Origin of the sequence: Enterobacter sp. CPE_E1241 (genome assembly GCF_045618265.1) — a bacterium.
Taxonomy (GTDB): Bacteria; Pseudomonadota; Gammaproteobacteria; order Enterobacterales; family Enterobacteriaceae; genus Enterobacter; species Enterobacter adelaidei.
Map to the genome: position 1 here is coordinate 2,826,700 of NZ_JBIWYV010000001.1, position 22,931 is coordinate 2,849,630.

The 22,931-nt window shown below is 54.4% G+C and carries 24 protein-coding genes; 10 read left to right on the forward strand and 14 right to left on the reverse strand.

The features are described 5' to 3' along the window. Window positions 1-27 precede the first annotated feature (27 nt). Window positions 28-282, reverse strand: coding sequence for a GlsB/YeaQ/YmgE family stress response membrane protein (locus ACJ9Y9_RS13825; RefSeq protein WP_028018694.1), 255 nt, complete (start codon window positions 280-282; stop codon window positions 28-30). Window positions 283-490: 208 nt separating this feature from the next. On the opposite strand from ACJ9Y9_RS13825, the gene ACJ9Y9_RS13830 reads away from it, so the two are divergent. Further along, entirely contained in the window at window positions 491-1,222 is a 732-nt protein-coding gene (locus ACJ9Y9_RS13830; protein ID WP_028018693.1) for a flagellar brake protein, read from the forward strand. A 38-nt stretch (window positions 1,223-1,260) separates the two neighbouring features. On the opposite strand, the gene emtA is transcribed toward ACJ9Y9_RS13830, so the two are convergent. Next, window positions 1,261-1,872: a membrane-bound lytic murein transglycosylase EmtA gene (gene emtA / locus ACJ9Y9_RS13835; RefSeq protein ID WP_028018692.1), complete on the reverse strand. Its 612-nt coding sequence runs from the start codon at window positions 1,870-1,872 to the stop codon at window positions 1,261-1,263. 107 nt (window positions 1,873-1,979) lie between these two features. Between emtA and ldcA the strand changes: the two genes are divergently transcribed. Both ldcA and ACJ9Y9_RS13845 read left to right on the forward strand, forming a co-directional pair. Continuing rightward, a complete protein-coding gene (gene ldcA / locus ACJ9Y9_RS13840) occupies window positions 1,980-2,894 on the forward strand; it encodes a muramoyltetrapeptide carboxypeptidase (protein WP_028018691.1) in 915 nt (304 codons plus the stop codon). A 97-nt stretch (window positions 2,895-2,991) separates the two neighbouring features. Beyond that, on the forward strand, window positions 2,992-4,725 hold the full coding sequence (locus tag ACJ9Y9_RS13845; protein ID WP_028018690.1) for a potassium/proton antiporter: 1,734 nt from the start codon (window positions 2,992-2,994) through the stop codon (window positions 4,723-4,725). Window positions 4,726-4,771: 46 nt separating this feature from the next. Here ACJ9Y9_RS13845 and dadX read toward each other — a convergent pair whose 3' ends face one another. Both dadX and ACJ9Y9_RS13855 read right to left on the reverse strand, forming a co-directional pair. Then, a complete protein-coding gene (gene dadX, locus ACJ9Y9_RS13850; protein WP_028018689.1) occupies window positions 4,772-5,842 on the reverse strand; it encodes a catabolic alanine racemase DadX in 1,071 nt (356 codons plus the stop codon). Window positions 5,843-5,851: 9 nt separating this feature from the next. Next, on the reverse strand, window positions 5,852-7,150 hold the full coding sequence (locus ACJ9Y9_RS13855) for a D-amino acid dehydrogenase (RefSeq protein ID WP_028018688.1): 1,299 nt from the start codon (window positions 7,148-7,150) through the stop codon (window positions 5,852-5,854). Between the two features lie 321 nt (window positions 7,151-7,471). Here ACJ9Y9_RS13855 and ACJ9Y9_RS13860 point away from each other — a divergent pair, with 321 nt between their 5' ends. Next, window positions 7,472-9,004 (forward strand): SpoVR family protein, encoded by a 1,533-nt coding sequence (locus ACJ9Y9_RS13860; RefSeq protein ID WP_024909810.1) that lies wholly within the window; start codon window positions 7,472-7,474, stop codon window positions 9,002-9,004. Between the two features lie 117 nt (window positions 9,005-9,121). Here ACJ9Y9_RS13860 and fadR read toward each other — a convergent pair whose 3' ends face one another. Continuing rightward, the gene (gene fadR, locus ACJ9Y9_RS13865) at window positions 9,122-9,841 is read right to left on the reverse strand and encodes a fatty acid metabolism transcriptional regulator FadR (protein WP_028018687.1); all 720 of its coding nucleotides are present in this window, start codon (window positions 9,839-9,841) and stop codon (window positions 9,122-9,124) included. Window positions 9,842-10,042: 201 nt separating this feature from the next. On the opposite strand from fadR, the gene nhaB reads away from it, so the two are divergent. Next, entirely contained in the window at window positions 10,043-11,581 is a 1,539-nt protein-coding gene (gene nhaB, locus ACJ9Y9_RS13870; RefSeq protein WP_028018686.1) for a Na(+)/H(+) antiporter NhaB, read from the forward strand. A 143-nt stretch (window positions 11,582-11,724) separates the two neighbouring features. Further along, entirely contained in the window at window positions 11,725-12,255 is a 531-nt protein-coding gene (gene dsbB / locus ACJ9Y9_RS13875; RefSeq protein WP_028018685.1) for a disulfide bond formation protein DsbB, read from the forward strand. Between the two features lie 65 nt (window positions 12,256-12,320). Here the strand turns inward: dsbB and ACJ9Y9_RS13880 are convergent, their stop codons facing one another. From ACJ9Y9_RS13880 to ACJ9Y9_RS13890, 3 genes are all read right to left on the reverse strand, one after another. Next, on the reverse strand, window positions 12,321-12,761 hold the full coding sequence (locus ACJ9Y9_RS13880) for a YcgN family cysteine cluster protein (RefSeq protein ID WP_028018684.1): 441 nt from the start codon (window positions 12,759-12,761) through the stop codon (window positions 12,321-12,323). A gap of 93 nt (window positions 12,762-12,854) precedes the next feature. Further along, window positions 12,855-13,514 carry a fumarylacetoacetate hydrolase family protein gene (locus ACJ9Y9_RS13885; RefSeq protein WP_028018683.1) on the reverse strand — a complete coding sequence of 220 codons (660 nt, stop codon included), beginning with the start codon at window positions 13,512-13,514 and terminating at the stop codon, window positions 12,855-12,857. A gap of 47 nt (window positions 13,515-13,561) precedes the next feature. Then, complete coding sequence (locus ACJ9Y9_RS13890) at window positions 13,562-13,837, reverse strand: YcgL domain-containing protein (protein WP_028018682.1); 276 nt, start codon at window positions 13,835-13,837, stop codon at window positions 13,562-13,564. Between the two features lie 123 nt (window positions 13,838-13,960). On the opposite strand from ACJ9Y9_RS13890, the gene minC reads away from it, so the two are divergent. Genes minC through minE form a run of 3 tightly spaced genes read left to right on the forward strand, consistent with a single transcriptional unit; the run spans window position 13,961 to window position 15,777 of the window. After that, window positions 13,961-14,668 carry a septum site-determining protein MinC gene (gene minC, locus ACJ9Y9_RS13895; RefSeq protein WP_028018681.1) on the forward strand — a complete coding sequence of 236 codons (708 nt, stop codon included), beginning with the start codon at window positions 13,961-13,963 and terminating at the stop codon, window positions 14,666-14,668. 23 nt (window positions 14,669-14,691) lie between these two features. After that, complete coding sequence (gene minD / locus ACJ9Y9_RS13900; protein ID WP_023312187.1) at window positions 14,692-15,504, forward strand: septum site-determining protein MinD; 813 nt, start codon at window positions 14,692-14,694, stop codon at window positions 15,502-15,504. A 3-nt stretch (window positions 15,505-15,507) separates the two neighbouring features. Next, the gene (minE, locus tag ACJ9Y9_RS13905; RefSeq protein ID WP_008500504.1) at window positions 15,508-15,777 is read left to right on the forward strand and encodes a cell division topological specificity factor MinE; all 270 of its coding nucleotides are present in this window, start codon (window positions 15,508-15,510) and stop codon (window positions 15,775-15,777) included. A 73-nt stretch (window positions 15,778-15,850) separates the two neighbouring features. On the opposite strand, the gene rnd is transcribed toward minE, so the two are convergent. The 5 genes from rnd to ACJ9Y9_RS13930 form a co-directional block, all read right to left on the reverse strand. Further along, entirely contained in the window at window positions 15,851-16,978 is a 1,128-nt protein-coding gene (gene rnd, locus ACJ9Y9_RS13910) for a ribonuclease D (RefSeq protein ID WP_028018680.1), read from the reverse strand. 71 nt (window positions 16,979-17,049) lie between these two features. After that, window positions 17,050-18,735, reverse strand: coding sequence for a long-chain-fatty-acid--CoA ligase FadD (gene fadD / locus ACJ9Y9_RS13915; protein WP_128347537.1), 1,686 nt, complete (start codon window positions 18,733-18,735; stop codon window positions 17,050-17,052). A gap of 203 nt (window positions 18,736-18,938) precedes the next feature. Beyond that, complete coding sequence (locus ACJ9Y9_RS13920; RefSeq protein WP_028018678.1) at window positions 18,939-19,520, reverse strand: Slp family lipoprotein; 582 nt, start codon at window positions 19,518-19,520, stop codon at window positions 18,939-18,941. A 37-nt stretch (window positions 19,521-19,557) separates the two neighbouring features. Next, entirely contained in the window at window positions 19,558-20,253 is a 696-nt protein-coding gene (tsaB, locus tag ACJ9Y9_RS13925; protein ID WP_028018677.1) for a tRNA (adenosine(37)-N6)-threonylcarbamoyltransferase complex dimerization subunit type 1 TsaB, read from the reverse strand. Window positions 20,254-20,319: 66 nt separating this feature from the next. Further along, the gene (locus ACJ9Y9_RS13930; RefSeq protein ID WP_028018676.1) at window positions 20,320-22,230 is read right to left on the reverse strand and encodes an ATP-dependent DNA helicase; all 1,911 of its coding nucleotides are present in this window, start codon (window positions 22,228-22,230) and stop codon (window positions 20,320-20,322) included. A gap of 133 nt (window positions 22,231-22,363) precedes the next feature. Between ACJ9Y9_RS13930 and ACJ9Y9_RS13935 the strand changes: the two genes are divergently transcribed. Continuing rightward, window positions 22,364-22,708, forward strand: a complete 345-nt coding sequence (locus tag ACJ9Y9_RS13935) for a RidA family protein (protein WP_407226179.1) — start codon at window positions 22,364-22,366, stop codon at window positions 22,706-22,708. Window positions 22,709-22,713: 5 nt separating this feature from the next. Here ACJ9Y9_RS13935 and ACJ9Y9_RS13940 read toward each other — a convergent pair whose 3' ends face one another. Next, window positions 22,714-22,896 (reverse strand): YoaH family protein, encoded by a 183-nt coding sequence (locus tag ACJ9Y9_RS13940; RefSeq protein ID WP_010432696.1) that lies wholly within the window; start codon window positions 22,894-22,896, stop codon window positions 22,714-22,716. Window positions 22,897-22,931: the final 35 nt, after the last annotated feature.

Genomic DNA, 22,931 nt, shown 5'->3' on the forward strand with positions numbered 1-22,931 from the left:
CCTCCGCAGAGAGCCGTTTATGTCAATTTATGCTCGTCGCAGTAACCTGAATATGCCCAGCACCACAATGGCACCCACGACAGCGACCAGAAAACTGTGCAGGTCGAAACCACTTATGTTGCCTCCAAAGCCAAACATCGTCGCCAGCCAGCCGCCCACAACCGCACCAACGACCCCGAGTACACAGGTCAAAATAAAACCGCCACCATCACGCCCCGGCATGATCAGTTTGGCAATAGCGCCGGCAATTAGACCAAAGATAATCCAGGCGATGATACCCATAGCGATGCCCTCTTGCAGGTTTAACGCGTGCGCAGAAAACCTTCTGCACAGCTAACTTAAGTATAGGTCATCGCCGGAAAACCATTTTCATCTCACCGACTTATCTTTGCTTAAACAGGCAAAAAAAACTCACCGGTTTGTATTAAGTTTCATTGTTGATTGCCGATAACGCTAAGACAGTCTGTCATCTTTCAAGGAGCCATCCGGCGTGAGTCATTACAGTGAGCAGTTCCTCAAGCAAAATCCGCTGGCTGTATTAGGGGTATTACGCGACCTGCAAAAAGGCGAAGTGCCGCTGCGCATCAGTTGGTCGAATAATCAGTTCATCAGCAAGATCCTTGATGCCTCGCAGGAGCGGCTGGTTATCGACCTGGGCAGTCAGGAGTATGAAAACCGTGCCGCACTGAAAGCGGAAAATATCGCAGTGATGGCCGAAACGCAGGGTGCGAAAGTGGAGTTTGTGCTGCCACGACTGGAACTGAGTGAATACCAGGGGCTTCCTGCTTTTGTTACGCCTCTTCCCACCAATCTCTGGTTTGTCCAGCGTCGTGAGTATTTCCGCATCAGCGCTCCGCTTCAGCCAGCCTATTTTTGTAAGGCCAAAATGCCTGACAAAAAAGAGATCCGTTTCCGCCTCTTCGATCTGTCTCTGGGCGGTATGGGCGCGCTGATGGATACCGCGACTCCTGAGGGATTGGTTGAAGGCATGCGCTTTACCCAGATAGAACTGGATATGGGAGGCTGGGGTCGCTTTTATTTTGATGCACAGCTGATTGCCATCAGCGATCGCAAAGTCGTAGACAGCAAAAACGAGACTATCACTACGCCACGCCTGAGCTTCCGTTTCCTTAACGTGGGGCCCGGCGCAGAGCGCGAGCTTCAGCGTATTATCTATTCACTGGAGCGGGAAGCGCGGCAACGCGCCAATAAAGTTCTGTGAGAAAAGTCGGGCAGCATAACCGCCGCCCGTCTACGGCATTACATAGCATCCATCGCTTTCTGAACTTTCCAGATATAACGAGGTGCCTGTGGTGCCGGGTGATTCTTAGCTACATGCTCAAAGAACTCATCTTTATCCATGCCATTAATTTCTGCTATCGCCTCTTTCCGGTCAGAGGAGAAGGTTCTGAGCAACGCGCCGGCACCGTTTACATAAGACACCACCAGCGCATACTGCATCACTTCCGGGTCCTGAATCCCCTTCAGCACCCCATGCTCCATAATGCTCAGGTAGGCGGTCCCCATCGAAATGTTGCGTTCCGGGTTCTTCAGCTCACTGGTCGACGGCTGCCCGCTCCAGCCCATGTAACGGTAGACCTCTTTTCCCGCCGTTGACGCTTTAAGCTGCATCAGCCCCACCGCGTTGGATTTGCTGACGAGCGTTGGATTACCGCCGGACTCCACCGCAATAATCGCCGTGATCAGTCGTGGACTAACGCCCCAGGCCTTTCCGGCTTGTTCACTGATCGGCATCCACTGCATGGCCCGTTTTACGGGCACTTCAGGGTTCCAGGGCGGGTTTTGATAATCATGTTTTGAACTACAGCCAGCAAGCAACACAATCAAAAAAGCAAACCATCTCAATTTCACGTCATCTATCCTTATAGCCGGTCATCGCGGTGCGCCGCCTCTTGAAGCAGGCGGCGTATAAGCGGCATGATATAGACAATTAGTTTCTCATTCAGCAAGGAATTGCCATGTCTCAGTTTCATCTTATCGCGCCGTCGGGCTACTGCATTAACCAGGACGCGGCACAACGGGGCGTTCAGCGCTTGCTGGAATCCGACCATCAGGTAGAAAATCAGACGATTATCCCCCGCCGTCTTCAGCGCTTTGCCGGAACGGAAGCGCAGAGGCTGAATGATATCAATAGTCTGGTGAACCTGAAGGGCGAAAACCAGATTGTGCTCGCGGTACGCGGGGGATACGGTGCGAGCCGGTTGCTGGAGAGCATTGACTGGCAAGGGCTGGCGCAGCGTCAACAACAGGATCCGCTGCTGATCTGCGGACACAGCGATTTCACGGCGATCCAGCTTGGGCTGCTGGCCTTGCATAACGTCATCACCTTCAGCGGCCCGATGCTGGCCGGTAACTTCGGTGCGCCGGAACTGGATACCTTCACCCAGGAGCATTTCTGGCGCGCGCTGCGTAATCCCACCTACAGCGTGGAGTGGCAAGGCAATGGGCCGCACTGGGAATGTGAAGGCCAGCTCTGGGGCGGCAACCTGGCGATGCTGGTCTCGCTGATTGGTACGCCGTGGCTGCCGCAAATTGAGGACGGCATTCTGGTGCTGGAAGATATCAACGAACATCCGTTCCGCGTTGAGCGTATGTTATTGCAGCTTTATCACGCCGGGATCCTCGAACGTCAGTCCGCGATTGTACTGGGCAGTTTTAGCGGCTCGGCACCGAATGATTATGACGCAGGTTATTCTCTTGAGACTATGGTCGATTTCATTCGCTCGCGGCTGGATATCCCGGTTATTACGGGGCTGGATTTTGGCCATGAGCAGCAGACTGTGACCCTGGCGCTGGGCGCGCACGCCGCACTGATTCATGATGATTCAGGCAGTCGACTAAGTATCAGCGGCCATCCTGTCATAAAGGCATAAAAAAACCGTTTAACCCCCTTAATAAAACGCTGTTGCCACCGTTAATATGTTAGGGTTTTAGTAACAGCGTTAACATTGAGGTGGGAGAAAGACAACATTGGATGCCGCAGCGATAATCAGCCTTTTCATTCTGGGTTCTGTGCTTGTAACCAGCAGTATTTTATTAAGTTCATTTTCATCGCGTCTCGGCATACCTATTCTTGTTATTTTCCTTGCCATCGGCATGCTGGCTGGCATTGATGGCATCGGCGGTATCCCATTCGATAACTACCCTTTCGCTTACATGGTGAGTAACCTCGCGCTGGCGGTGATCCTGCTGGACGGCGGGATGCGCACCCAGGCGAGTTCATTCCGCGTGGCCTTAGGGCCTGCACTGTCGCTCGCCACGGTCGGTGTGTTGATTACCTCTGGACTGACCGGGATGATGGCCGCGTGGCTTTTCCATCTCAATATCATGGAAGGTTTGCTGATTGGCGCTATCGTTGGCTCAACCGATGCCGCAGCCGTGTTTTCCCTGCTCGGCGGAAAAGGGCTTAACGAACGTGTCGGTTCCACGCTTGAGATTGAATCCGGCAGTAACGATCCGATGGCGGTGTTTCTCACCATCACGTTAATCGAGATGATTCAGCAGCACGAAAACGGGCTGAGCTGGATGTTTGCCTGGCATATTCTGCAGCAGTTCGGTCTGGGTATTTTCATCGGTCTGGCGGGAGGTTATCTGTTACAGCAGATGATCAACCGTATCTCGCTTCCTCTGGGGCTTTACCCTCTGCTGGCGCTGAGCGGCGGCATTCTGATTTTTGCCGTTACCACGGCGCTGGACGGCAGCGGCATTCTGGCGGTTTATCTCTGCGGATTCCTGATGGGCAACCGTCCGATTCGCAACCGTCACGCCATTTTGCAGAATTTCGACGGTCTGGCATGGCTGGCGCAAATCGGCATGTTCCTGGTGCTGGGTCTGCTGGTTACTCCGTCAGACCTGTTGCCGATTGCCGTTCCGGCGCTGTTGCTTTCAGCATGGATGATCTTCTTCGCCCGTCCGCTGTCGGTGTTTGCGGGCCTGCTGCCGTTTCGCGGTTTCAATCTACGTGAACGGGTTTTTATCAGTTGGGTGGGGCTGCGAGGTGCGGTGCCGATTATTCTTGCCGTCTTCCCGATGATGGCCGGTCTGGATAATGCGCGGTTGTTCTTTAACGTGGCGTTCTTTGTGGTACTGATTTCCCTGCTGTTCCAGGGAACCTCACTCGGGTGGGCAGCGAAAAAAGCCAAAGTGGTGGTCCCTCCTGTCGGCTGGCCGGTTTCCCGCGTGGGGCTGGACATTCACCCTGAGAACCCATGGGAACAGTTCGTCTATCAACTGAGCGCCGACAAATGGTGTGTGGGAGCATCGCTGCGCGATTTACATATGCCGGCCGAAACGCGTATTGCCGCCTTGTTCCGTGATAATGCCCTGCTGCACCCTACCGGCAGTACTCGTCTGCGCGAAGGCGATATCCTGTGTGTCATTGGCCGCGAACGCGATCTGCCTGCGCTGGGCAAGCTGTTCAGTCAGTCACCACCGGTGGCGCTGGATCAGCGCTTCTTTGGTGATTTTATTCTGGAAGCGAGTGCCAAGTTTGCCGATGTGGCGCTGATTTACGGTCTGGATGAAGGACTGGAGTACCGTGATAAACAGCAAACGCTGGGTGAAATCATTCAACAACTGCTGGGTGCAGCCCCCGTCGTTGGTGACCAGGTGGAGTTTGCCGGGATGATCTGGACGGTGGCCGAGAAAGAAGATAACGAGGTCAGGAAAGTTGGCGTGAGGCCAATGGACGAGGAAGCGGAGTAGTAGTTTTTTTGCCGGGTAAGCGCTCGCGCTACCCGGCGAATATATGTTACACCGTCACAACCGGCACTCTTGGTGCCAGCGCGCACATTAATTCGTACCCCACCGTTCCCGCCGCGGCAGCCACATCATCAATTTTGATTTCGTTACCCCACAGCTCAACCGGTGAACCGATCCCCGCCTGCGGGCATGGCGTCAAATCAACGGCCAGCATATCCATAGAGATGGTACCCACCGTACCGGTGCGCACACCATCTACCAGGACTGGCGTACCGGTCGGGGCGATGCGCGGGTAGCCGTCGGCATAGCCGCCCGCCACAATACCAATCCGTTGCTCGCCCTTCGCCCGGTAACGGCTGCCGTAGCCCACCGTGTCACCGGCCTTCAGCGTCTGCACGCCAATAATTTCACTGCGCAGGGTCATGACCGGCTTCAGGCCGCTGTTGGCGATATCCTGCCACTGACCTGACGGAGATGCGCCGTACAAGACAATCCCCGGTCGTACCCAGTTATAGTGGGCTTCAGGATGCCATAGCGTGGCGGCTGAGTTTGACAGCGAGCGCGGACAATCCAGCCCTTCAGCCGCCTGCTCAATACGCACCATGGCATCGGCAATGCCATCAGGTTTTTCCGCATCGGCAAAGTGCGCCATCAACGTCATTTCACCCACATTCTTCAGCGCACGCAGCTGTTGCCAGACGGTGTGCACCCGCTCAGGCTGGAAGCCCAGGCGGTTCATACCGCTGTTGACCTTGAGGTAAATATCCAGCGGCGCATGCAGTTTTGCATCCTGCAGGGCTTTAATTTGCCAGTTGCTGTGAACGCTGGTGGTCAGACGGTACTTATCAAGTAACGGCAGGTCGTCGGCGTGGAAGAAACCCTCAAGCAACAGGATGGGCCCTTTCCAGCCGCGTTCACGCAGCAGAATGGCCTCTTCCAGATTCAGTAACGCAAAACCGTCGGTCGCGCTGAGGGCGCTCCAGATACGGTCAATACCGTGGCCGTAGGCATTCGCTTTGACCACCGACCAGACGCGTGAACCAGGTGCTGCCCGGCGAACAATTTGCAGGTTATCCTTCAGGGCCTGCAGATCCATCTGAGCCAGAACAGGACGGGACATGACGACTCCTTAGTTATGCGCGCCGTGCAGGTGCTGTGGACGTGACGGCGTAAACCCTGATTGATAGCGTGCGGCGCTTAAATCGTCAAACGGAATGGCCGGCGTGCGCCCGGAAATCAGGTCGCTCAGCAGTTGACCAGACCCGCAGGCCATCGTCCAGCCAAGCGTGCCGTGTCCGGTATTGGTCCACAGATTTTTAAACGGCGTGCGCCCAACTATCGGTGTGCCGTCGGGAGTCATTGGACGCAGGCCGGTCCAGAACGTTGCCTGCTCAACAAAACCCCCGCGCGGGAAGAGATCCCCCACCACCATCTCCAGCGTTTCACGACGCGGCTTCAGCAGCTCGGTGTTGAAGCCGACAATCTCCGCCATGCCGCCGACGCGGATGCGGTTATCGAAGCGCGTAATCGCAATCTTGTAGGTTTCATCCAGGATGGTCGACACAGGCGCGCCGCTCTCCTCTTTCACCGGAATGGTCAGCGAGTAGCCCTTGAGCGGATAGACCGGAATATCGAGAATGCCTTTCAGCATGGCAGTGGAGTACGAGCCAAACGCCATGACGTAAGCATCAGCTTTGATCACTTCGTCGCCACACTTCACGCCGTAAATCTTTTCCCCTTCCGACAGCAGCTTATCGACAGAGGTGTTAAAGCGGAATTTCACCCCCGCCTGCTCGCACATTTGTGCCAGACGTTGCGTAAAGAGCTGGCAGTCACCGGTTTCGTCATTAGGCAGACGCAGACCACCCGTCAGTTTGTGCGCCACTTCCGCCAGGGCTGGTTCAACCTGACCAAGCTGGCTCGCTTCCAGCAGCTGGTACGGTACGCCGGCATCTTCCAGCACGGCGATATCGCGGGTCGCATTTTCGTACTGTTGCTCTGTACGGAACAGCTGTAGCGTCCCGCCCTGGCGACCTTCGTACTCAATGCCGGTCGACGCGCGCAAGGCTTTCAGGCAATCACGACTGTACTCCGCCAGACGCACCATGCGCCCTTTGTTTTCCATGTAGTGGCGGGTGTCGCAGTTGCGCAGCATCTGCCACATCCACTTCAGCTGAAACTGGGTGCCGTCGAGGCTGATGGCCAGCGGCGCATGGCGCTGGAACATCCATTTAATCGCCTTCAGCGGAACACCGGGTGCCGCCCACGGCGCCGCATAGCCCGGAGAGATTTGCCCGGCGTTTGCCGCGCTGGTTTCAAGCGCTGGACCGGATTCACGATCGATAACGGTTACGTCATGTCCCGCCTGACTTAAATACCAGGCGCTGGTTACGCCAACGACACCACTTCCCAGTATGACAACACGCATAGCCACTCCATTATGTGCAAAAGAACAATCTTCTAATTACAGATTGATAACCTAGTTGAAAATATTATTCAACATATGACTTTTTTATGGTGACTTACCTCACACATCCCCCAGCATCAGGGGATAGTGCTAATTTGGGATCTCCTGCTGCGCGTTATTTTTAACCAGCATAATATGCTGCGAGACACCGTTTATTTGCCGTATCAAAAACGCGAAATCGCAAAGAAAAAATTTCTGCTCCAGCACGCTTTTTAACACGTTGATCTATGCTTGAAAGGAGGCTCTCCAGACAGAGAGAGCACCCACAATGAGGGCGCGCTAATGGCTACTATTGATTCCCTGAACAAGGACAACACACGTCTGAGCGATGGACCCGACTGGACCTTCGAGCTGCTGGATGTCTACCTCGCCGAAATCGACCGGGTAGCAAAACTGTATCGCCTGGATACTTATCCGCATCAGATTGAAGTCATTACGTCCGAACAGATGATGGACGCCTACTCCAGCGTCGGGATGCCGATTAATTATCCTCACTGGTCGTTTGGTAAAAAATTTATTGAAACGGAACGGTTGTATAAGCACGGGCAGCAGGGGCTGGCGTATGAGATTGTCATCAACTCCAACCCGTGTATTGCTTATTTGATGGAAGAGAACACCATTACCATGCAGGCGCTGGTCATGGCGCATGCCTGCTACGGACACAACTCCTTTTTCAAGAACAATTACCTGTTCCGCAGCTGGACGGATGCCAGTTCTATTGTCGATTACCTTATCTTCGCCCGTAAGTACATTACCGACTGCGAAGAGCGTTACGGCGTGGATGAAGTGGAAAAACTGCTCGACTCGTGCCACGCACTGATGAACTACGGCGTGGATCGCTATAAACGTCCGCAGAAAATCTCCCTGCAGGAGGAGAAAGCCCGGCAGAAAAGCCGCGAAGAGTATCTGCAAAGCCAGGTAAATATGTTGTGGCGTACCCTGCCGAAGCGTGAGGAAGAGAAAGCGGTGGCCGAAGCGCGTCGCTATCCGTCCGAGCCCCAAGAAAACCTGCTCTATTTTATGGAGAAGAATGCTCCGCTGCTGGAACCATGGCAGCGTGAAATACTGCGCATCGTGCGCAAGGTAAGCCAGTATTTCTACCCGCAAAAACAGACCCAGGTGATGAACGAGGGCTGGGCGACATTCTGGCACTACACCATTCTCAACCATCTGTATGACGAAGGAAAAGTCACCGAGCGGTTTATGATGGAATTCCTGCATAGCCATACCAATGTGGTGTTCCAGCCGCCGTACAACAGCCCGTGGTACAGCGGGATTAACCCGTACGCGCTTGGCTTTGCCATGTTCCAGGACATTAAACGTATCTGTCAGTCACCCACAGAAGAAGACAAGTACTGGTTCCCGGATATCGCCGGTTCTGACTGGCTGGAAACGCTGCATTTCGCCATGCGCGACTTTAAGGATGAGAGCTTTATCAGCCAGTTTATGTCGCCGAAGATCATGCGTGATTTCCGCTTCTTTACCGTTCTGGACGATGATCGGAATAATTATCTGGAGATTTCAGCGATCCATAACGAAGAGGGGTACCGTGAGATCCGCTCTCGCCTCTCTTCTCAGTACAACCTGAGCAATCTTGAACCCAATATTCAGGTATGGAACGTTGATTTACGCGGTGACCGCTCTCTGACGTTGCGGTATATCCCGCACAACCGCGCGCCGCTGGATAAAGGGCGTAAAGAAGTGCTGAAGCATGTGCATCGCCTGTGGGGCTTTGACGTGCAACTTGAGCAGCAGAATGAAGATGGTAGCGTGGAGTTACTTGAGCGTTGTCCGGCGCGGTTGAATACGCTGTAGTACAGCTTTTTTTTGCCCGGTGGCGCTACGCTTACCGGGCCTACAAAACCCGTAGGTCGGGTAAGGCGCAGCCGCCACCCGACGAAAAAAAAACCTCTCATATGAGAGGTTTTTTATTTAACGACTTTGAATCGCTAAATCACCCGGTAGCGTTTTCTGCATACGGTGCCAGATTTCACCGGAGTCGTGGCCGTAGCGACGCACGGTTTCATAGACCTGATCGTGCAGGCCTTCAGAACAGAGCTTGCTTAGCTTATGGTAGAAACCCAGTGCCAGGCTGCGGGCTTCCGGATTAGCAAAATAGTGGCGACCAATGCGGGTATACAGCCCTTTCATACCGTTCAGAATAAGGCCGTAGATTGGGTTACCAGAGGCAAACGCCAGCCCACGGAAGACGTTGTAATCGAGGGTTGCAAACGCATCGGCGTGATCTTCAACTTCGTTCGCACTGGCCAGCACGGCAAGCGCATCTTCCGGATGCTGACGAAAAGCGGTGCGAATAAAGATCGTCGCAATGTTGGTACGCACGGAAAGCAGATTATCGATCAGCTGCGGCACGCTTTCATGGTCGAGGCGCGCCAGCGTTTCAAGAATGTTCAGCCCGGAAGTTTCCCAGAAGTTGTTCACTTTCGTTGGTTTGCCGTGCTGAATCGTCAACCACCCATCACGTGCCAGTCGCTGGAGCACTTCACGCAGCGTGGTGCGAGTGACGCCAATCAGTTCAGAGAGTTCGCGTTCAGCCGGAAGAATGGATCCCGCAGGAAAACGATTATTCCAGATGCTTTCAATGATGTACTCTTCCGCGAAACCCGCCGGGCTCTGCGCCTTAATGACCATAGTGAGATTTCCATTACACAGCTTTAGCAAATTGGACTCATCATACCAGAGGCACGCTGTAGCAGATAGCGCGGCAAAGAGAGAAAAGAGGGATCGCGGTTTCATTTTTGTGAAATTTACAATACTGACTTATCCACCTCCAGGCCGCGATTTTTGCGTATACTCATGTTTTGTCTGAGTTGACGGGGAAGGACGTCTGTCGTGGAAATTTCTTTTGGGCGCGCAGTGTGGCGCAATTTTTTAGGCCAGTCACCCGACTGGTACAAACTGTTATTGCTGGTGTTCCTGGTCGTTAATCCCATCATTTTTATTGTGAGCCCGTTTATTGCCGGCTGGTTGCTGGTGGCCGAGTTTATCTTTACCCTGGCAATGGCGCTGAAATGTTATCCCCTGCTGCCGGGCGGATTGCTGGCGTTTGAAGCGGTCGTTATCGGTATGACCAGCGCAGAGCATGTGAAAGCAGAACTGGCCTCTAATCTGGAAGTGCTTCTGCTGCTGATATTTATGGTGGCCGGTATCTACTTCATGAAACAGCTACTGCTGTTTATCTTTACCCGCCTGCTGCTCAGCATTCCGTCGAAAACACTTCTGTCGCTGGCCTTCTGCGTGGCTGCCGCGTTTCTTTCGGCCTTCCTGGATGCCCTGACGGTCGTTGCGGTGGTGATAAGCGTTGCCGTTGGATTTTACGGCATTTACCACCGGGTGGCCTCTTCGCGCCCCGGTGACGATCTGCTGGATGACAGCCAGGTTGATACTTACCACCGGGAAGTGCTGGAACAATTTCGCGCCTTCCTGCGAAGCCTGATGATGCATGCCGGCGTTGGCACCGCCCTGGGTGGCGTGATGACAATGGTGGGTGAACCCCAAAACCTGATCATTGCCAAAGCGGCAGGCTGGCATTTTGGTGATTTCTTCCTGAGAATGGCACCGGTGAGTATACCGGTTCTGATCTGCGGTCTGTTGACCTGCATGCTGGTGGAGAAGTTTCGTCTCTTTGGCTATGGCGCACAACTCCCGGACCCGGTGCGTCAGGAACTGCATAAATTCGATCTGCAAAGCCGTAGCCAGCGGACACGCCAGGAGACACTGCGTCTTATTGCGCAGGGGATCATCGGTGTCTGGCTTATTGCCGCGCTGGCGTTTCATCTTGCTGAAGTGGGGTTGATTGGTCTCTCGGTTATTATCCTCGCCGCCACGTTTACTGGCGTAACGGATGAACATGCTATCGGCAAAGCGTTTACCGAAGCCTTGCCGTTTACCGCGCTGTTAGCTGTATTTTTTGCCGTTGTGGCGGTAATTATTGACCAACACCTCTTCGCGCCAATTATTGCCTTTGTTTTACAGGCTGCACCGGATGCTCAGCTCTCGCTGTTTTATCTGTTTAACGGCCTGCTTTCGTCGATATCCGATAACGTCTTTGTCGGGACGGTCTACATCAACGAAGCTAAAGCAGCCATGGAGCAAGGCGTCATCAGTCCGGGGCAGTTTGAGCTGCTGGCTGTGGCGATCAACACCGGCACTAACCTGCCATCGGTTGCGACCCCTAACGGGCAAGCCGCTTTCCTCTTTCTGTTGACCTCCGCGCTGGCGCCACTCATACGACTTTCTTATGGCAAGATGGTCTGGATGGCCCTGCCCTATACGCTGGTGCTCACGATTGTGGGTTTGCTTTGCGTCAAAATTACCCTCATTCCCTGTACGCAATGGTTGATACAAGCGGGTATACTTGCGGCGCAATAAAGTATGCATCTCGGGCAGTTCGCTGCCCGTTTGCCTTTTCGCACGATAAACATCCAATTACGTTTTATTTCGTCAGGTACAGGTGGCGCGAAAAACGAATTCGTTTACACTGCGCTTTCTAAGCATGTTCCAGGGAAATGATTATGTTGAGATTTTTAAACCAGTGCTCCCGCGGTCGCGGAGCGTGGTTGTTAATGGCCCTGACCGCCTTTGCGCTGGAAATGGTCGCGCTGTGGTTCCAGCATGTAATGGGACTCAAGCCTTGCGTGCTTTGTATTTACGAACGCTGCGCATTGTTTGGCATTATGGGGGCGGGTCTGGTGGGCGCGATTGCCCCGAAATCACCGCTGCGCTATGCCGCAATCGCTATCTGGTTGTACAGCGCCTGGAAAGGGATTGAACTCTCCTGGCAGCACACCATGATGCAGCTGCATCCGTCACCATTTATGACCTGTGATTTCGCCGCCCGCTTCCCGAGCTGGCTACCGCTGGATAAATGGCTGCCGCAGGTGTTTGTTGCTTCCGGCGACTGCTCCGTTCGTCAGTGGGAATTCCTGACCCTGGAGATGCCGCAGTGGCTGGTGGGTATTTTTGTGGCCTACTTCGTCGTGGCACTGCTGGTGCTGATTGCTCAGCCATTCAAACCGAAGAAACGCGATTTGTTTGGAAGGTAAACGCAGCGCTACCCGACATACAGCAAACAATAAAAAACCCGCCTCGGCGGGTTTTTTATTTCAACTCAACGGTTGGGATGATTCATGATGTGATCTTCCCAGTCCCGAACCTCAGACTCTTTCACCGCAATGTGGCGCACTGAAATGCGCTCACCGTGCATCGCCGCTTTCGAGCCCGTCAGCAATGGGTGCCAGTTCGGTAAATCCTTCCCTTCCGCCAGCAGGCGGTACGCGCAGGTATGCGGCAGCCATTCGAAGGTTGGCAGATTATCGCGGGTTAATTTGATGCAGTCCGGCTCAAACTCGAACCGACGCTCATAGTTACGGCACTGGCAGGTTTTGATGTTCAACTGCTTGCAGGCAACGTTGGTGAAGTAGATTTCGTCAGAATCTTCATCCATCAGCTTGTGCAGGCAGCACTGCCCGCATCCGTCGCACAATGATTCCCATTCCGCGTCAGTCATGTCATCAAGAGTTTTGCTTTGCCAGAAAGGGATGTCGTTCATCAGGATGTCCACACGTCAAAAGAAAGCGCACCTTATAACGAGTCTGGCACGTTGTTGCAAGTTTTGCCGCCCTCTTCAGGCGGCAAGATGCAGTTACAGCACGCGGGTTTTCAGCGACAGGCCGTTAAAACCAACCTCAAGCTCATCCCCGCTGAGTAGCGGGCCAACACCTTCCGGTGTACCTGTCAGGATCACATCACCCGGTTTCAGGGTAAAGAAGCGGCTCATATAGGCAATCAGCGGTAGGATCTTGTGGATCATATCGGCGGTGGTTCCCTGCTGGCGGAATTCACCATTAACCTTCAGGGAAAGCGGCGTATCCTGCGGGTCAGCAGTGAACTCGCCCACTGGCACAAAACCGGAGATTGGGCAGGAATTATCAAACCCTTTGGCTTTTTCCCACGGCTGCCCGGCTTTTTTCATTTTGCCCTGAACATCACGCAACGTGAGGTCCAGCGCAACGCCGTAGCCAGCAATCGCTTTTTGCACGTGCTCTTCAGAGGCCTGACGCAGCGTCGCGCCGATCAGCACGGCGAGTTCGACTTCGTGGTGGACTGAACCCAACCCCTGCGGCAACGCCAGCGGTTGACGGATATCACAAAGCGCCGTTTCTGGCTTAATGAACAGAACCGGTTCTTCTGGCGTCGCGCTGCCCATCTCCTGAATATGTTTTGCATAGTTGCTGCCCACGCAGACCACTTTGCTGACGGGATAATCCAGTAATGCACCTTGCCAGTTATGATGTTGATACATGGTCGACCCCTAAACGGTTGATGTGTTGAGTCCAAAAACAGTTGAGACTATTTTTTTCCGTTCGCCTCAAGATGCTGTTTTAATAAATTCTCAGGCGGCGGCGGAAGCTGTAAATAATAGCCCTGCTCGGTTAATGCCGTTTTCACTTTTTCCAGATCGGCATTCACCAACGTCTTACGACCATCCAGCGGCAACAGCATCGCCAGCTGCGGTCGGCCAAAGCTTTTCATTAATTCTTCAGGCACGCGGGAAAAATCGTCTTTCTTTTCGACATAAAGATAGGTCTGGTCACGACTTGTACTTCTGTAGATCACACAAAACATGTTTTTACTCTGAATTAATGGGTGGTTGCTTGCCTCAATATACTCCTGACTATAACATGCCTGATACTCTTCGGAATATCGCAGCGAGTGGTTGCGGTTAATAGCAAATTGAGTAAGGCCAGGATGTCAAACACGCCCATCGAGCTTAAAGGCAGTAGCTTCACCTTATCAGTGGTACATTTGCATGATGCAAAACCCGAGGTTATTCGTCAGGCGTTAGAAGACAAAATCGCCCAGGCTCCCGCTTTTCTGAAACATGCCCCTGTTGTTATCAATGTCAGCGCGCTTGAAGCATCGGTTAACTGGAAACTTCTCCAGCAAGCCGTCTCCTCGACCGGTCTGCGTATTGTGGGCATCAGCGGCTGCAAAGATGCTGAGTTGAAAGCGGAAATTGACCGTGCGGGGCTGCCGCTTCTGACCGAGGGCAAAGAAAAAGCCTCACGTACAGCACCTGTTGCCGTCCAGACGCCCCCTCCCGTGGTGCAAAACGTTACCCCCGTCACAAAAACGCGAATGATTGATGTACCGGTTCGTTCCGGTCAGCGCATTTATGCACCAAACTGTGATCTGATTGTTACAAGCCACGTCAGTGCTGGCGCAGAGCTGATTGCAGATGGCAATATTCACGTTTACGGTATGATGCGTGGACGTGCGCTCGCGGGAGCAAGTGGCGATCGGGATGCGCAAATATTTTGTACTCACCTGACGGCGGAACTGGTGTCCATCGCAGGTGAATATTGGCTGAGCGACAAGATCCCAGCCGAATTTTATGGCAAAGCGGCTCGCCTGCTTCTGGCAGACGACGCGTTGACCGTTCAACCGTTGAATTGATCCCTTTTTAACAAGGAATTTCTATGGCACGCATTATTGTTGTTACTTCGGGTAAAGGAGGCGTTGGCAAGACCACCTCCAGCGCGGCCATCGCTACTGGTTTGGCCCAGAAGGGAAAGAAAACCATCGTTATCGACTTCGATATCGGTCTGCGTAACCTCGACCTGATCATGGGATGTGAGCGTCGCGTCGTGTATGACTTCGTGAACGTCATTCAGGGCGATGCCACGCTGAACCAGGCGATGATTAAAGACAAGCGCACCGAGAACCTCTACATTCTTCCGGCCTCTCAGACGCGTGACAAAGACGCGCTGACCCGTGAAGGGGTGGAAAAGGTGCTCGACGATCTGAAAAAAATGGATTTCGACTTCATTGTCTGCGACTCCCCTGCCGGCATCGAAACCGGTGCCCTGATGGCGCTCTACTTCGCTGATGAAGCGATCATCACCACCAACCCTGAAGTTTCATCCGTGCGTGACTCAGACCGCATTCTGGGGATCCTCGCCTCTAAATCCCGTCGTGCGGAAAATGGCGAAGACCCGATTAAAGAACACCTGCTGCTCACCCGCTACAATCCGGGCCGCGTGAACAAAGGTGACATGCTGAGCATGGAAGACGTGCTGGAGATCCTGCGCATCAAACTGGTAGGCGTTATCCCGGAAGATCAGTCCGTGTTACGCGCTTCTAACCAGGGCGAGCCAGTGATCCTTGATACAATGGCAGATGCAGGTAAAGCGTATGCTGATACTGTTGACCGTCTGCTGGGAGAAGAACGTCCTTTCCGCTTCATTGAAGAAGAGAAGAAAGGTTTCCTCAAACGCCTGTTCGGAGGATAAGTTATGGCATTACTGGACTTTTTTCTCTCGCGGAAAAAGAACACCGCCAACATCGCTAAAGAACGTCTGCAAATTATCGTGGCGGAGCGCCGTCGTAGCGACGCCGAGCCTCATTACCTGCCGCAGCTGCGTAAGGACATCCTGGAAGTGATCTGTAAGTATGTGCAGATTGACCCGGAGATGGTCACCGTACAGCTGGAGCAGAAAGACGGGGATATTTCGATTCTGGAGCTGAACGTTACGCTTCCGGAAGCGGAAGAGTCACGTCCGTAGGTTTGTGATTTTGTAGCCCGGTAAGCGCAGCGCCGCCGGGGGAATATGCCGGGTATTTCACCCGGCATATTTATTAGCGCGGATACCCTTCCAGCAGCGTATTCAGGCGATCGGCCATCAATTCTCCGCGCCATCCTGCCACCATTTCCGGCAAACCATTTTGCGGTTTCAACTTCCAGTGCCAGTTCAGCAGCTGGTTAATCTGTCGGCGTGAGGCGAGCAGTTCCGCACTCAGTTTGCTTTCCGTTGCGACGACCTGCACCAGCGCTTTGATATCCTTAAATGCTTTACGGTAGCCCGGCATATCCATTAGATTCAGCAGCGGTTCCGGCAACGCATCTTCCGGCAGCTCCTGCGCTTTTGCGACCAGCGCCAACAGGGTTTTGCCGTGGAAACGGATTTCGCTGCCCGAAAGCCCAATGCTGTCCAGCTCGCCCATGCTGCCAGGCATATAGCGCGCGACCGCCCAGAGATGTTCTTCGCGAACTACAAAGTTAACGGCAAGATCGCGCTCGCGGGCTTTGCGCAGACGCCAGTCCGCTAACAGCTGCAGGCACGCCAGCTGACGCGTACGCAACTGCCAGGCATTACTGATATCGCGCCAGGCGTCTTTCGGGTCAACCACTTCCTGACGACGTTGCTGCGCCATACGACACTCATCCAGGGCTGCAGCCAGCCAGCCTGAAGCTTCCGCCTCTTTCATCAGCTGTCCGGCAATAGGCAGCAGATAAAATACGTCGGCTGCCGCGTATTCCAGCTGACGCTCAGTCAGAGGGCGCGCCAGCCAGTCAGTACGGGATTCGCTTTTGTCCAGCGTCAGGCCCGTATACTCCTCTACCATAGCAGCAAAGCCCCATGAGAGCGGACGATTGCTGAATGCCGCCAGGATCTGCGTATCAATCAACGGCTGTGGCATGATGCCAAACGTGTTGAGAAATACCTCCAGATCTTCACTGCCTGCGTGCAGGTATTTCGTCACGGCAGTATCGAGCAGCAGGTCACGCATCGGCGTCCAGTCGGTAATACCGAGAGGATCGATCAGCGACACATGTTTACCGTCGAACATCTGAATCAAACCCAGCTGCGGATAGTACGTCCGGGTACGAACAAACTCGGTATCCAGGGCAATGGCAGGAAAGTCGCGCGTCACTTCGCACAGCGAAGCCAGCTCGTCATTGGTCGTGATCATCTGGTAATTCAAAACGGGTTCTCTTTTGTTTGCGCCCATAAAAAACGCCGGCTTAACCGGCGTCTGGGCGATTAGCGTGAAGCTCAGGCCTTATTGTCTACTTTGCCACGGGCTTCGTCACGTAATTCTCGTCGTAATATCTTTCCGACGTTGGATTTCGGCAACTCATCGCGGAATTCAACCAGCTTCGGTACCTTGTAGCCCGTCAGTTGGCGACGACAGAACGTTACCAGCTCCTCCTCGGTGAGAGAGTGATCCTTCTTGACCACAAAAATTTTGACCGCTTCACCACTGCTGCCGGAAGGAACCCCTACCGCCGCCACTTCGAGTACGCCGCTGTGCTGCATGACGACATCTTCGATCTCGTTCGGATAGACGTTGAACCCGGACACCAGGATCATATCTTTCTTACGGTCAACGATGCGCAGGAAGCCCTCGTCATCCATCACTGCGATGTCACCCGTGTGCAGCCAGCCGTCTTTGATGATTTCGTCGGTCGCATCGGGACGCTGCCAGTAACCCAACATCACCTGTGGCCCTTTGACACACAGTTCTCCCGGCTCGCCCGGTGCAACTTCGTTATCGTCATCATCGACCAGTTTGGCTTCTGTCGAAGGCACTGGCAGACCAATGCTACCGCTGTGGTAGTCGATATCATGTGGATTGACGCTAACCAGCGGAGCACATTCCGTCAGGCCGTAGCCCTCCAGCAAATACTGACCGGTGAGTTTGACCCAGCGCTCGGCGACCGCCTGCTGAACCGGCATGCCGCCGCCCGCAGAGAGATGCAGCGTGGAGAAATCCAGCTGCTGGAACTCTTTGTTATTGAGCAACGCGTTAAACAGGGTATTCACACCGGTCATGGCGGTGAACGGATATTTCGCCAGCTCTTTCACCAGGCCCGGGATATCGCGCGGGTTGGTGATGAGGATGTTCTGACCACCCAGCTCAATAAACAGCAGGCAGTTCATGGTCAGCGCAAAGATGTGATACAGCGGAAGCGCGGTGATCACCACCTCTTTGCCCGGATGCAGCAGCGGCCCGTAAGTGGCGTTCACCTGTTCAAGGTTAGCCAGCATGTTACGGTGGGTCAGCATCGCGCCTTTCGCCACTCCGGTGGTCCCGCCTGTGTATTGCAGAAACGCAAGATCTTCTGCCACCACGTCGGGTTTCACATACTGCATACGGTAGCCCGCGTGCAGCGCGCGGCGGAAGGAGATAGCATCAGGCAGATGGTATTTTGGCACCAGGCGTTTGACGTATTTAACGACAAAGTTAACCAGCGTGCCTTTGGCGGTGGAGAGTTGATCACCCATACGCGTCAGGATGACATGCTTAACCTGGGTTTTATCGACCACTTTTTCCAGCGTGTGGGCAAAGTTAGAGACAATCACTATCGCCGCCGCGCCGCTGTCGTTCAGCTGGTGTTCCAGCTCGCGCGGCGTGTACAACGGGTTAACGTTGACGACAATCATCCCGGCTCGCAGGATACCGAACAGCGCCACCGGGTATTGCAGCAGGTTCGGCATCATCAGCGCGACGCGGTCCCCTTTTTGCAGCCCCAGCCCTTCCTGCAGATACGCCGCAAATGCCCGGCTACGCTCCTCAAGTTTGCGGAACGTCATCACCTCGCCCATGTTCACGAAAGCGGGTTGATCGGCATAACGCCTTACCGAGTGTTCAAATAATTCAACCAGGGATTGATAACGGTCAGGATTGATCTCGGCAGGAACATCTGCGGGATAACGGTTAAGCCAAACCTTCTTCAATGCATCACCTCTGAAATGAGTGTTCGTCGTCATCACAACCCCGATAATAAACAGTTTGTTAACATTATATTAACTCAGCGTACCAGTTTATTAATTGTTCAGATTTAAGGTTGCGAAGCGCGTCACTCTTTTTTTTCGTCTTGTCCGTAAAAAAACAGAGACAGCGGCTGAGCCGCTGTCTCTTTTCCAACAATAACAGTAAGTTACTCAGTAACGATAGTCTGTACCTGTGCAGGTCCTGGGTTATACCAACCCCAACCCGGGTAGCCATAACGATAAGGATGCGGCCCCCACATCCACGGGTCGATCGGCTGAGGCGGCATAATCACCTGCTGCGCCAGCCGCCAGCGTTTATACCCGTTAACCTGCATGGTCATGAATTTGTACGGCGTGTTGCCGATTTTGCCCTGCACGGCACCGGTAATTGGCCCGACGACGGTCACCAGCTGCCCGCGAAAATCGACCGGGTCAAGGAAACCACTGACGTCCGCATAAATACGTCCGCGAGAGGCTTCACCCAGAACAGGCCTTGCACCGCTGTCCAGCGGGACGGTCGCGATCTCCAGACGGGTTTTCCCCTGCTGATTTTGCACGTCGATCACCTTGCCGCCAAAGCGGGCTTCCTGGCCGACGTACAGCTCAGGCGCATTCATCACCCGAACCAGATCCTGCTGTGGCGTTGGGCTGCTGCCCTTAATCGCATCAGGAACGGAAACGCATCCGCTCAGTGCTATGGCAACTGCGCCTGCCATAATAAGGCGTACTACTTTGGTCTGAACCGCCATGATGCGACTCCTTTTTCTCAGTTCCTGTTACTGAGATTCACTCGCGGCCCGGAAGTTTCTTCCAAGCGACGGTGTTTCGCAAATAAACCGGCTCCGCGTGTTCAACGGCAACGGTTTTTCCTTCTGCGAGCAGCTGGCAGGCAATCGGAAGCATATCTTCCGCAGCCGGCAGCAGCATGTTGCCGTCTACCAGCGTAACCCCGGTATCGTTCGCCATCTCGGGCCACGCAGGCCAGCCGGTGCCAACGGTCGCCCATTCACCGGACAACTGTTGCAGCCTTTCAGTGACCGCTTCCGGCTTAAGCACGGCTTCCGTCTCTTCACCGTGCCACACGCCGTTTTCATCGCGCGTATATTCGGCCCAGTAGACTTCACCCATGCGGGCATCAATCGCGGCCAGCACGCGCGTTGCTCCGGTCATGCGCCATGCACCCTGCGCCATGGTGGCGAGAGTAGAGACGCCGATCATCGGCAGCGCAGCGCCCAACGCCAGCCCCTGCGCAATGCCAATCCCGATGCGTACGCCCGTAAAGCTGCCAGGGCCACGGCCAAAGGCCAGCGCATCGAGGTCGGTTAAGGAGGTGTTGCCCTGGGTTAAAATCGCTTTTACCAGGGGCAGAATGCGTTGGGTGTGTTCCCGTGGGCACTCTTCGAAATGGGCAGAGATAGTACCGTCGTTCCACAGGGCAACGGAACAGGCCTCTGTAGCGGTATCAATAGCCAGAATTCGCATCAGTTGTCGCGCTCTCGCAAGGGTCAGTCACAAAATGGCGCGCATCTTAGCACACTCCGGGGCAAATTACTCCGCCGTTGGGTTTGCGAGGAAACGCACCGCGCGTTTTATGTCCCGCGTACGTGGCGCGGGCGGCAGACTTGCAAGGAAAGTGGCACCATACGGGCGCATCACCAGCCGGTTATCGCAAATGACCAGCACACCGCGGTCGGTCACGTCCCGGATCAATCGCCCTACCCCTTGCTTGAGGGTAATCACCGCATCCGGCAGTTGGACTTCATCAAACGGATCGCCTCCGCGCAGGCGGCAATCTTCCATGCGCGCTTTCAGCAGCGGATCGTCCGGAGAGGTAAACGGCAGTTTATCAATAATCACCAGCGAGAGCGTGTCCCCGCGCACATCCACCCCTTCCCAGAAGCTGCTGGTGGCCACAAGGAGGGCATTACCGGCACTGACAAACTGCTGCAGCAGTTGCCCTTTGCTGGTTTCACCCTGCAACAGCACTGGCAAGGTCATAGTGGCACGGAACTGCTCAGCCAGGTCTCTCATCATGGCGTGAGAAGTGCAGAGCATAAAGCAGCGGCCATTGTTGGCCTCAATCATCGGTTTTAACATCGCCGCCAGGTGGCGGGCGGCACCGGGCTGATTCGGTAGCGGCAAATTGCGCGGCACACAGAGCAGCGCCTGTTTTTCGTAATCGAACGGGCTTGGCAGCAGCAGCGACTCCGCCTGCTCGATACCCAGACGCTCGGTAAAGTGATGCAAATCGTCATTCACCGAAAGCGTCGCCGAGGTGAAGATCCAGCTTCCCGGTTTTTGCGCCATCACCTCTTTGAATTTATCCGCTACGGTAAGCGGTGTCAGGGCGAGGGTGAAATGCCGCGAGGTACACTCATACCAGTAGCTGAAACCCGGCTGGTTAATCTCTTTCAGCCGTTTAAGCCGCCCGCGATAGAGCGTGGCGCGCTCGAAGGCGGCATCCAGCAACGCGGAGCGTCCGAGCGACAGTTTTGCCACGTCGTAACAGAGCTCAAGGGCATCATCCAGCAGCAGCAGTGCGCGCTGGATATTTTTGTCAGCCAGCAATTCACGCAGGTTGCCACGATAGCCCGGCTCGCCAAGCTGTAAGCGAAAATCCTGCGCGCTTTGCGCCAGACGGTCGGCACATTTCTGTAGCTGCTGGGTATCTTTTAATTCAGTACGGTAAGCAATGGTGAAATCTTTGGCCAGATCCAGTAGCTGACGGCTGGAGAGCGACTGACCGAAATACTGGCTGGCGATATCCGGTAACTGGTGGGCTTCATCGAAGATCATGACGTCCGCCTCGGGGATCAGCTCGCCGAAACCGCTGTCTTTGACCACCATATCGGCGAGAAACAGATGGTGGTTAACCACCACCACGTCGGCATCCATCGCCGTTTTGCGCGCTTTCACCACAAAGCAGTCTTTATACAGCGGGCAGTCGCTGCCAAGACAGTTATCGTTAGTACTGGTCACCAGTGGCCAGGCAGGAGAGTCTTCAGGCACGCTCGCGCAGGTGCTGATATCTCCTTCTTCGGTCTGGTTCGCCCAGGCGCGAAGAATAATGACGTCGCTCAGGGTTTGCACCGGCAGATCGCCGCCCGCCAGCGCCTGCTGCTCAAGACGTTCCAGACAGAGATAGTTGGAGCGCCCCTTCAGCAAGGCCAGACGACCTTTGTATTTCAACGCCTTTGCCACGGTGGGTAAATCGCGGCTGTAGAGCTGATCCTGCAGCGCTTTCGATCCAGTGGAAATGATCACCTTCTTTTTCGCGCGCAGCGCCGGAGCGAGATACGCGTAGGTTTTCCCCGTGCCGGTTCCGGCTTCCACCACCAGCGGTTGCGCCTTGTCGATGGCGCGTGCAACGGCGTGTGCCATCTGCCGCTGTGGTTCACGCGGTTTGAAACCAGGGATGGCCTGTGCTAATTGACCTTCAGGGGAAAAATCGTCTGCCACGTTGTTCTCTCACTGTATTTTTGCACAGGGATTATGTCAGCCCCTTCTCTCCAGTGCCACCCCAAATAGTGACGACAGCGGAACAATATGGCAGTCTTGCCGCCTGATGACGAAAAATAACGAGGAAACGTTTATGACAATTGTGCGCATTGATGCCGAAGCCCGCTGGTCTGATGTGGTGATCCATAACCAGACGCTCTACTACACCGGCGTACCGGCTAACCTGGACGCAGATGCATTCGAGCAGACGGCAAATACCCTGGCGCAGATTGACGCGGTGCTGGAAAAACAGGGCAGTGACAAATCCCGCATTCTGGATGCGACCATTTTCCTGGCAAACAAAGACGATTTTGCGGCGATGAACAAAGCCTGGGATGCGTGGGTTGTGGCGGGTCACGCGCCTGTACGCTGCACCGTACAGACCACGCTGATGAAACCGGAATACAAGGTTGAGATTAAGATTATCGCGGCAGTGTAAGCCGGTTATTCTTCATCTTCATCCTCAAAACGCGCCACGATCCGCTCGCCGGTATGGGTGGCGCGCAGTTCCTCCGCCACCTGGGCAATCGCCTGCCCGCTGCTCATCCCCTGGGACATCAGTTCCTGAATTCGCTCAACCGCTTTCTGCTGCTGTTCATGGCTCAGAGAAGGTAAACCTGCAAACATCGTCAACTCCTGCTAAATTATTGGCGCTAATTATT

Coding starts and splice junctions, on each gene's coding strand:
- ACJ9Y9_RS13825 (WP_028018694.1), bottom strand. CDS start 282: ATGGGTATCATCGCCTGGATTATCTTTGGTCTAATTGCCGGCGCTATT.
- ldcA (WP_028018691.1), top strand. CDS start 1,980: ATGTCTCAGTTTCATCTTATCGCGCCGTCGGGCTACTGCATTAACCAG.
- dadX (WP_028018689.1), bottom strand. CDS start 5,842: ATGTCCCGTCCTGTTCTGGCTCAGATGGATCTGCAGGCCCTGAAGGAT.
- ACJ9Y9_RS13855 (WP_028018688.1), bottom strand. CDS start 7,150: ATGCGTGTTGTCATACTGGGAAGTGGTGTCGTTGGCGTAACCAGCGCC.
- ACJ9Y9_RS13860 (WP_024909810.1), top strand. CDS start 7,472: ATGGCTACTATTGATTCCCTGAACAAGGACAACACACGTCTGAGCGAT.
- fadR (WP_028018687.1), bottom strand. CDS start 9,841: ATGGTCATTAAGGCGCAGAGCCCGGCGGGTTTCGCGGAAGAGTACATC.
- dsbB (WP_028018685.1), top strand. CDS start 11,725: ATGTTGAGATTTTTAAACCAGTGCTCCCGCGGTCGCGGAGCGTGGTTG.
- ACJ9Y9_RS13880 (WP_028018684.1), bottom strand. CDS start 12,761: ATGAACGACATCCCTTTCTGGCAAAGCAAAACTCTTGATGACATGACT.
- ACJ9Y9_RS13885 (WP_028018683.1), bottom strand. CDS start 13,514: ATGTATCAACATCATAACTGGCAAGGTGCATTACTGGATTATCCCGTC.
- ACJ9Y9_RS13890 (WP_028018682.1), bottom strand. CDS start 13,837: ATGTTTTGTGTGATCTACAGAAGTACAAGTCGTGACCAGACCTATCTT.
- minC (WP_028018681.1), top strand. CDS start 13,961: ATGTCAAACACGCCCATCGAGCTTAAAGGCAGTAGCTTCACCTTATCA.
- minD (WP_023312187.1), top strand. CDS start 14,692: ATGGCACGCATTATTGTTGTTACTTCGGGTAAAGGAGGCGTTGGCAAG.
- minE (WP_008500504.1), top strand. CDS start 15,508: ATGGCATTACTGGACTTTTTTCTCTCGCGGAAAAAGAACACCGCCAAC.
- ACJ9Y9_RS13920 (WP_028018678.1), bottom strand. CDS start 19,520: ATGGCGGTTCAGACCAAAGTAGTACGCCTTATTATGGCAGGCGCAGTT.
- tsaB (WP_028018677.1), bottom strand. CDS start 20,253: ATGCGAATTCTGGCTATTGATACCGCTACAGAGGCCTGTTCCGTTGCC.
- ACJ9Y9_RS13935 (WP_407226179.1), top strand. CDS start 22,364: ATGACAATTGTGCGCATTGATGCCGAAGCCCGCTGGTCTGATGTGGTG.
- ACJ9Y9_RS13940 (WP_010432696.1), bottom strand. CDS start 22,896: ATGTTTGCAGGTTTACCTTCTCTGAGCCATGAACAGCAGCAGAAAGCG.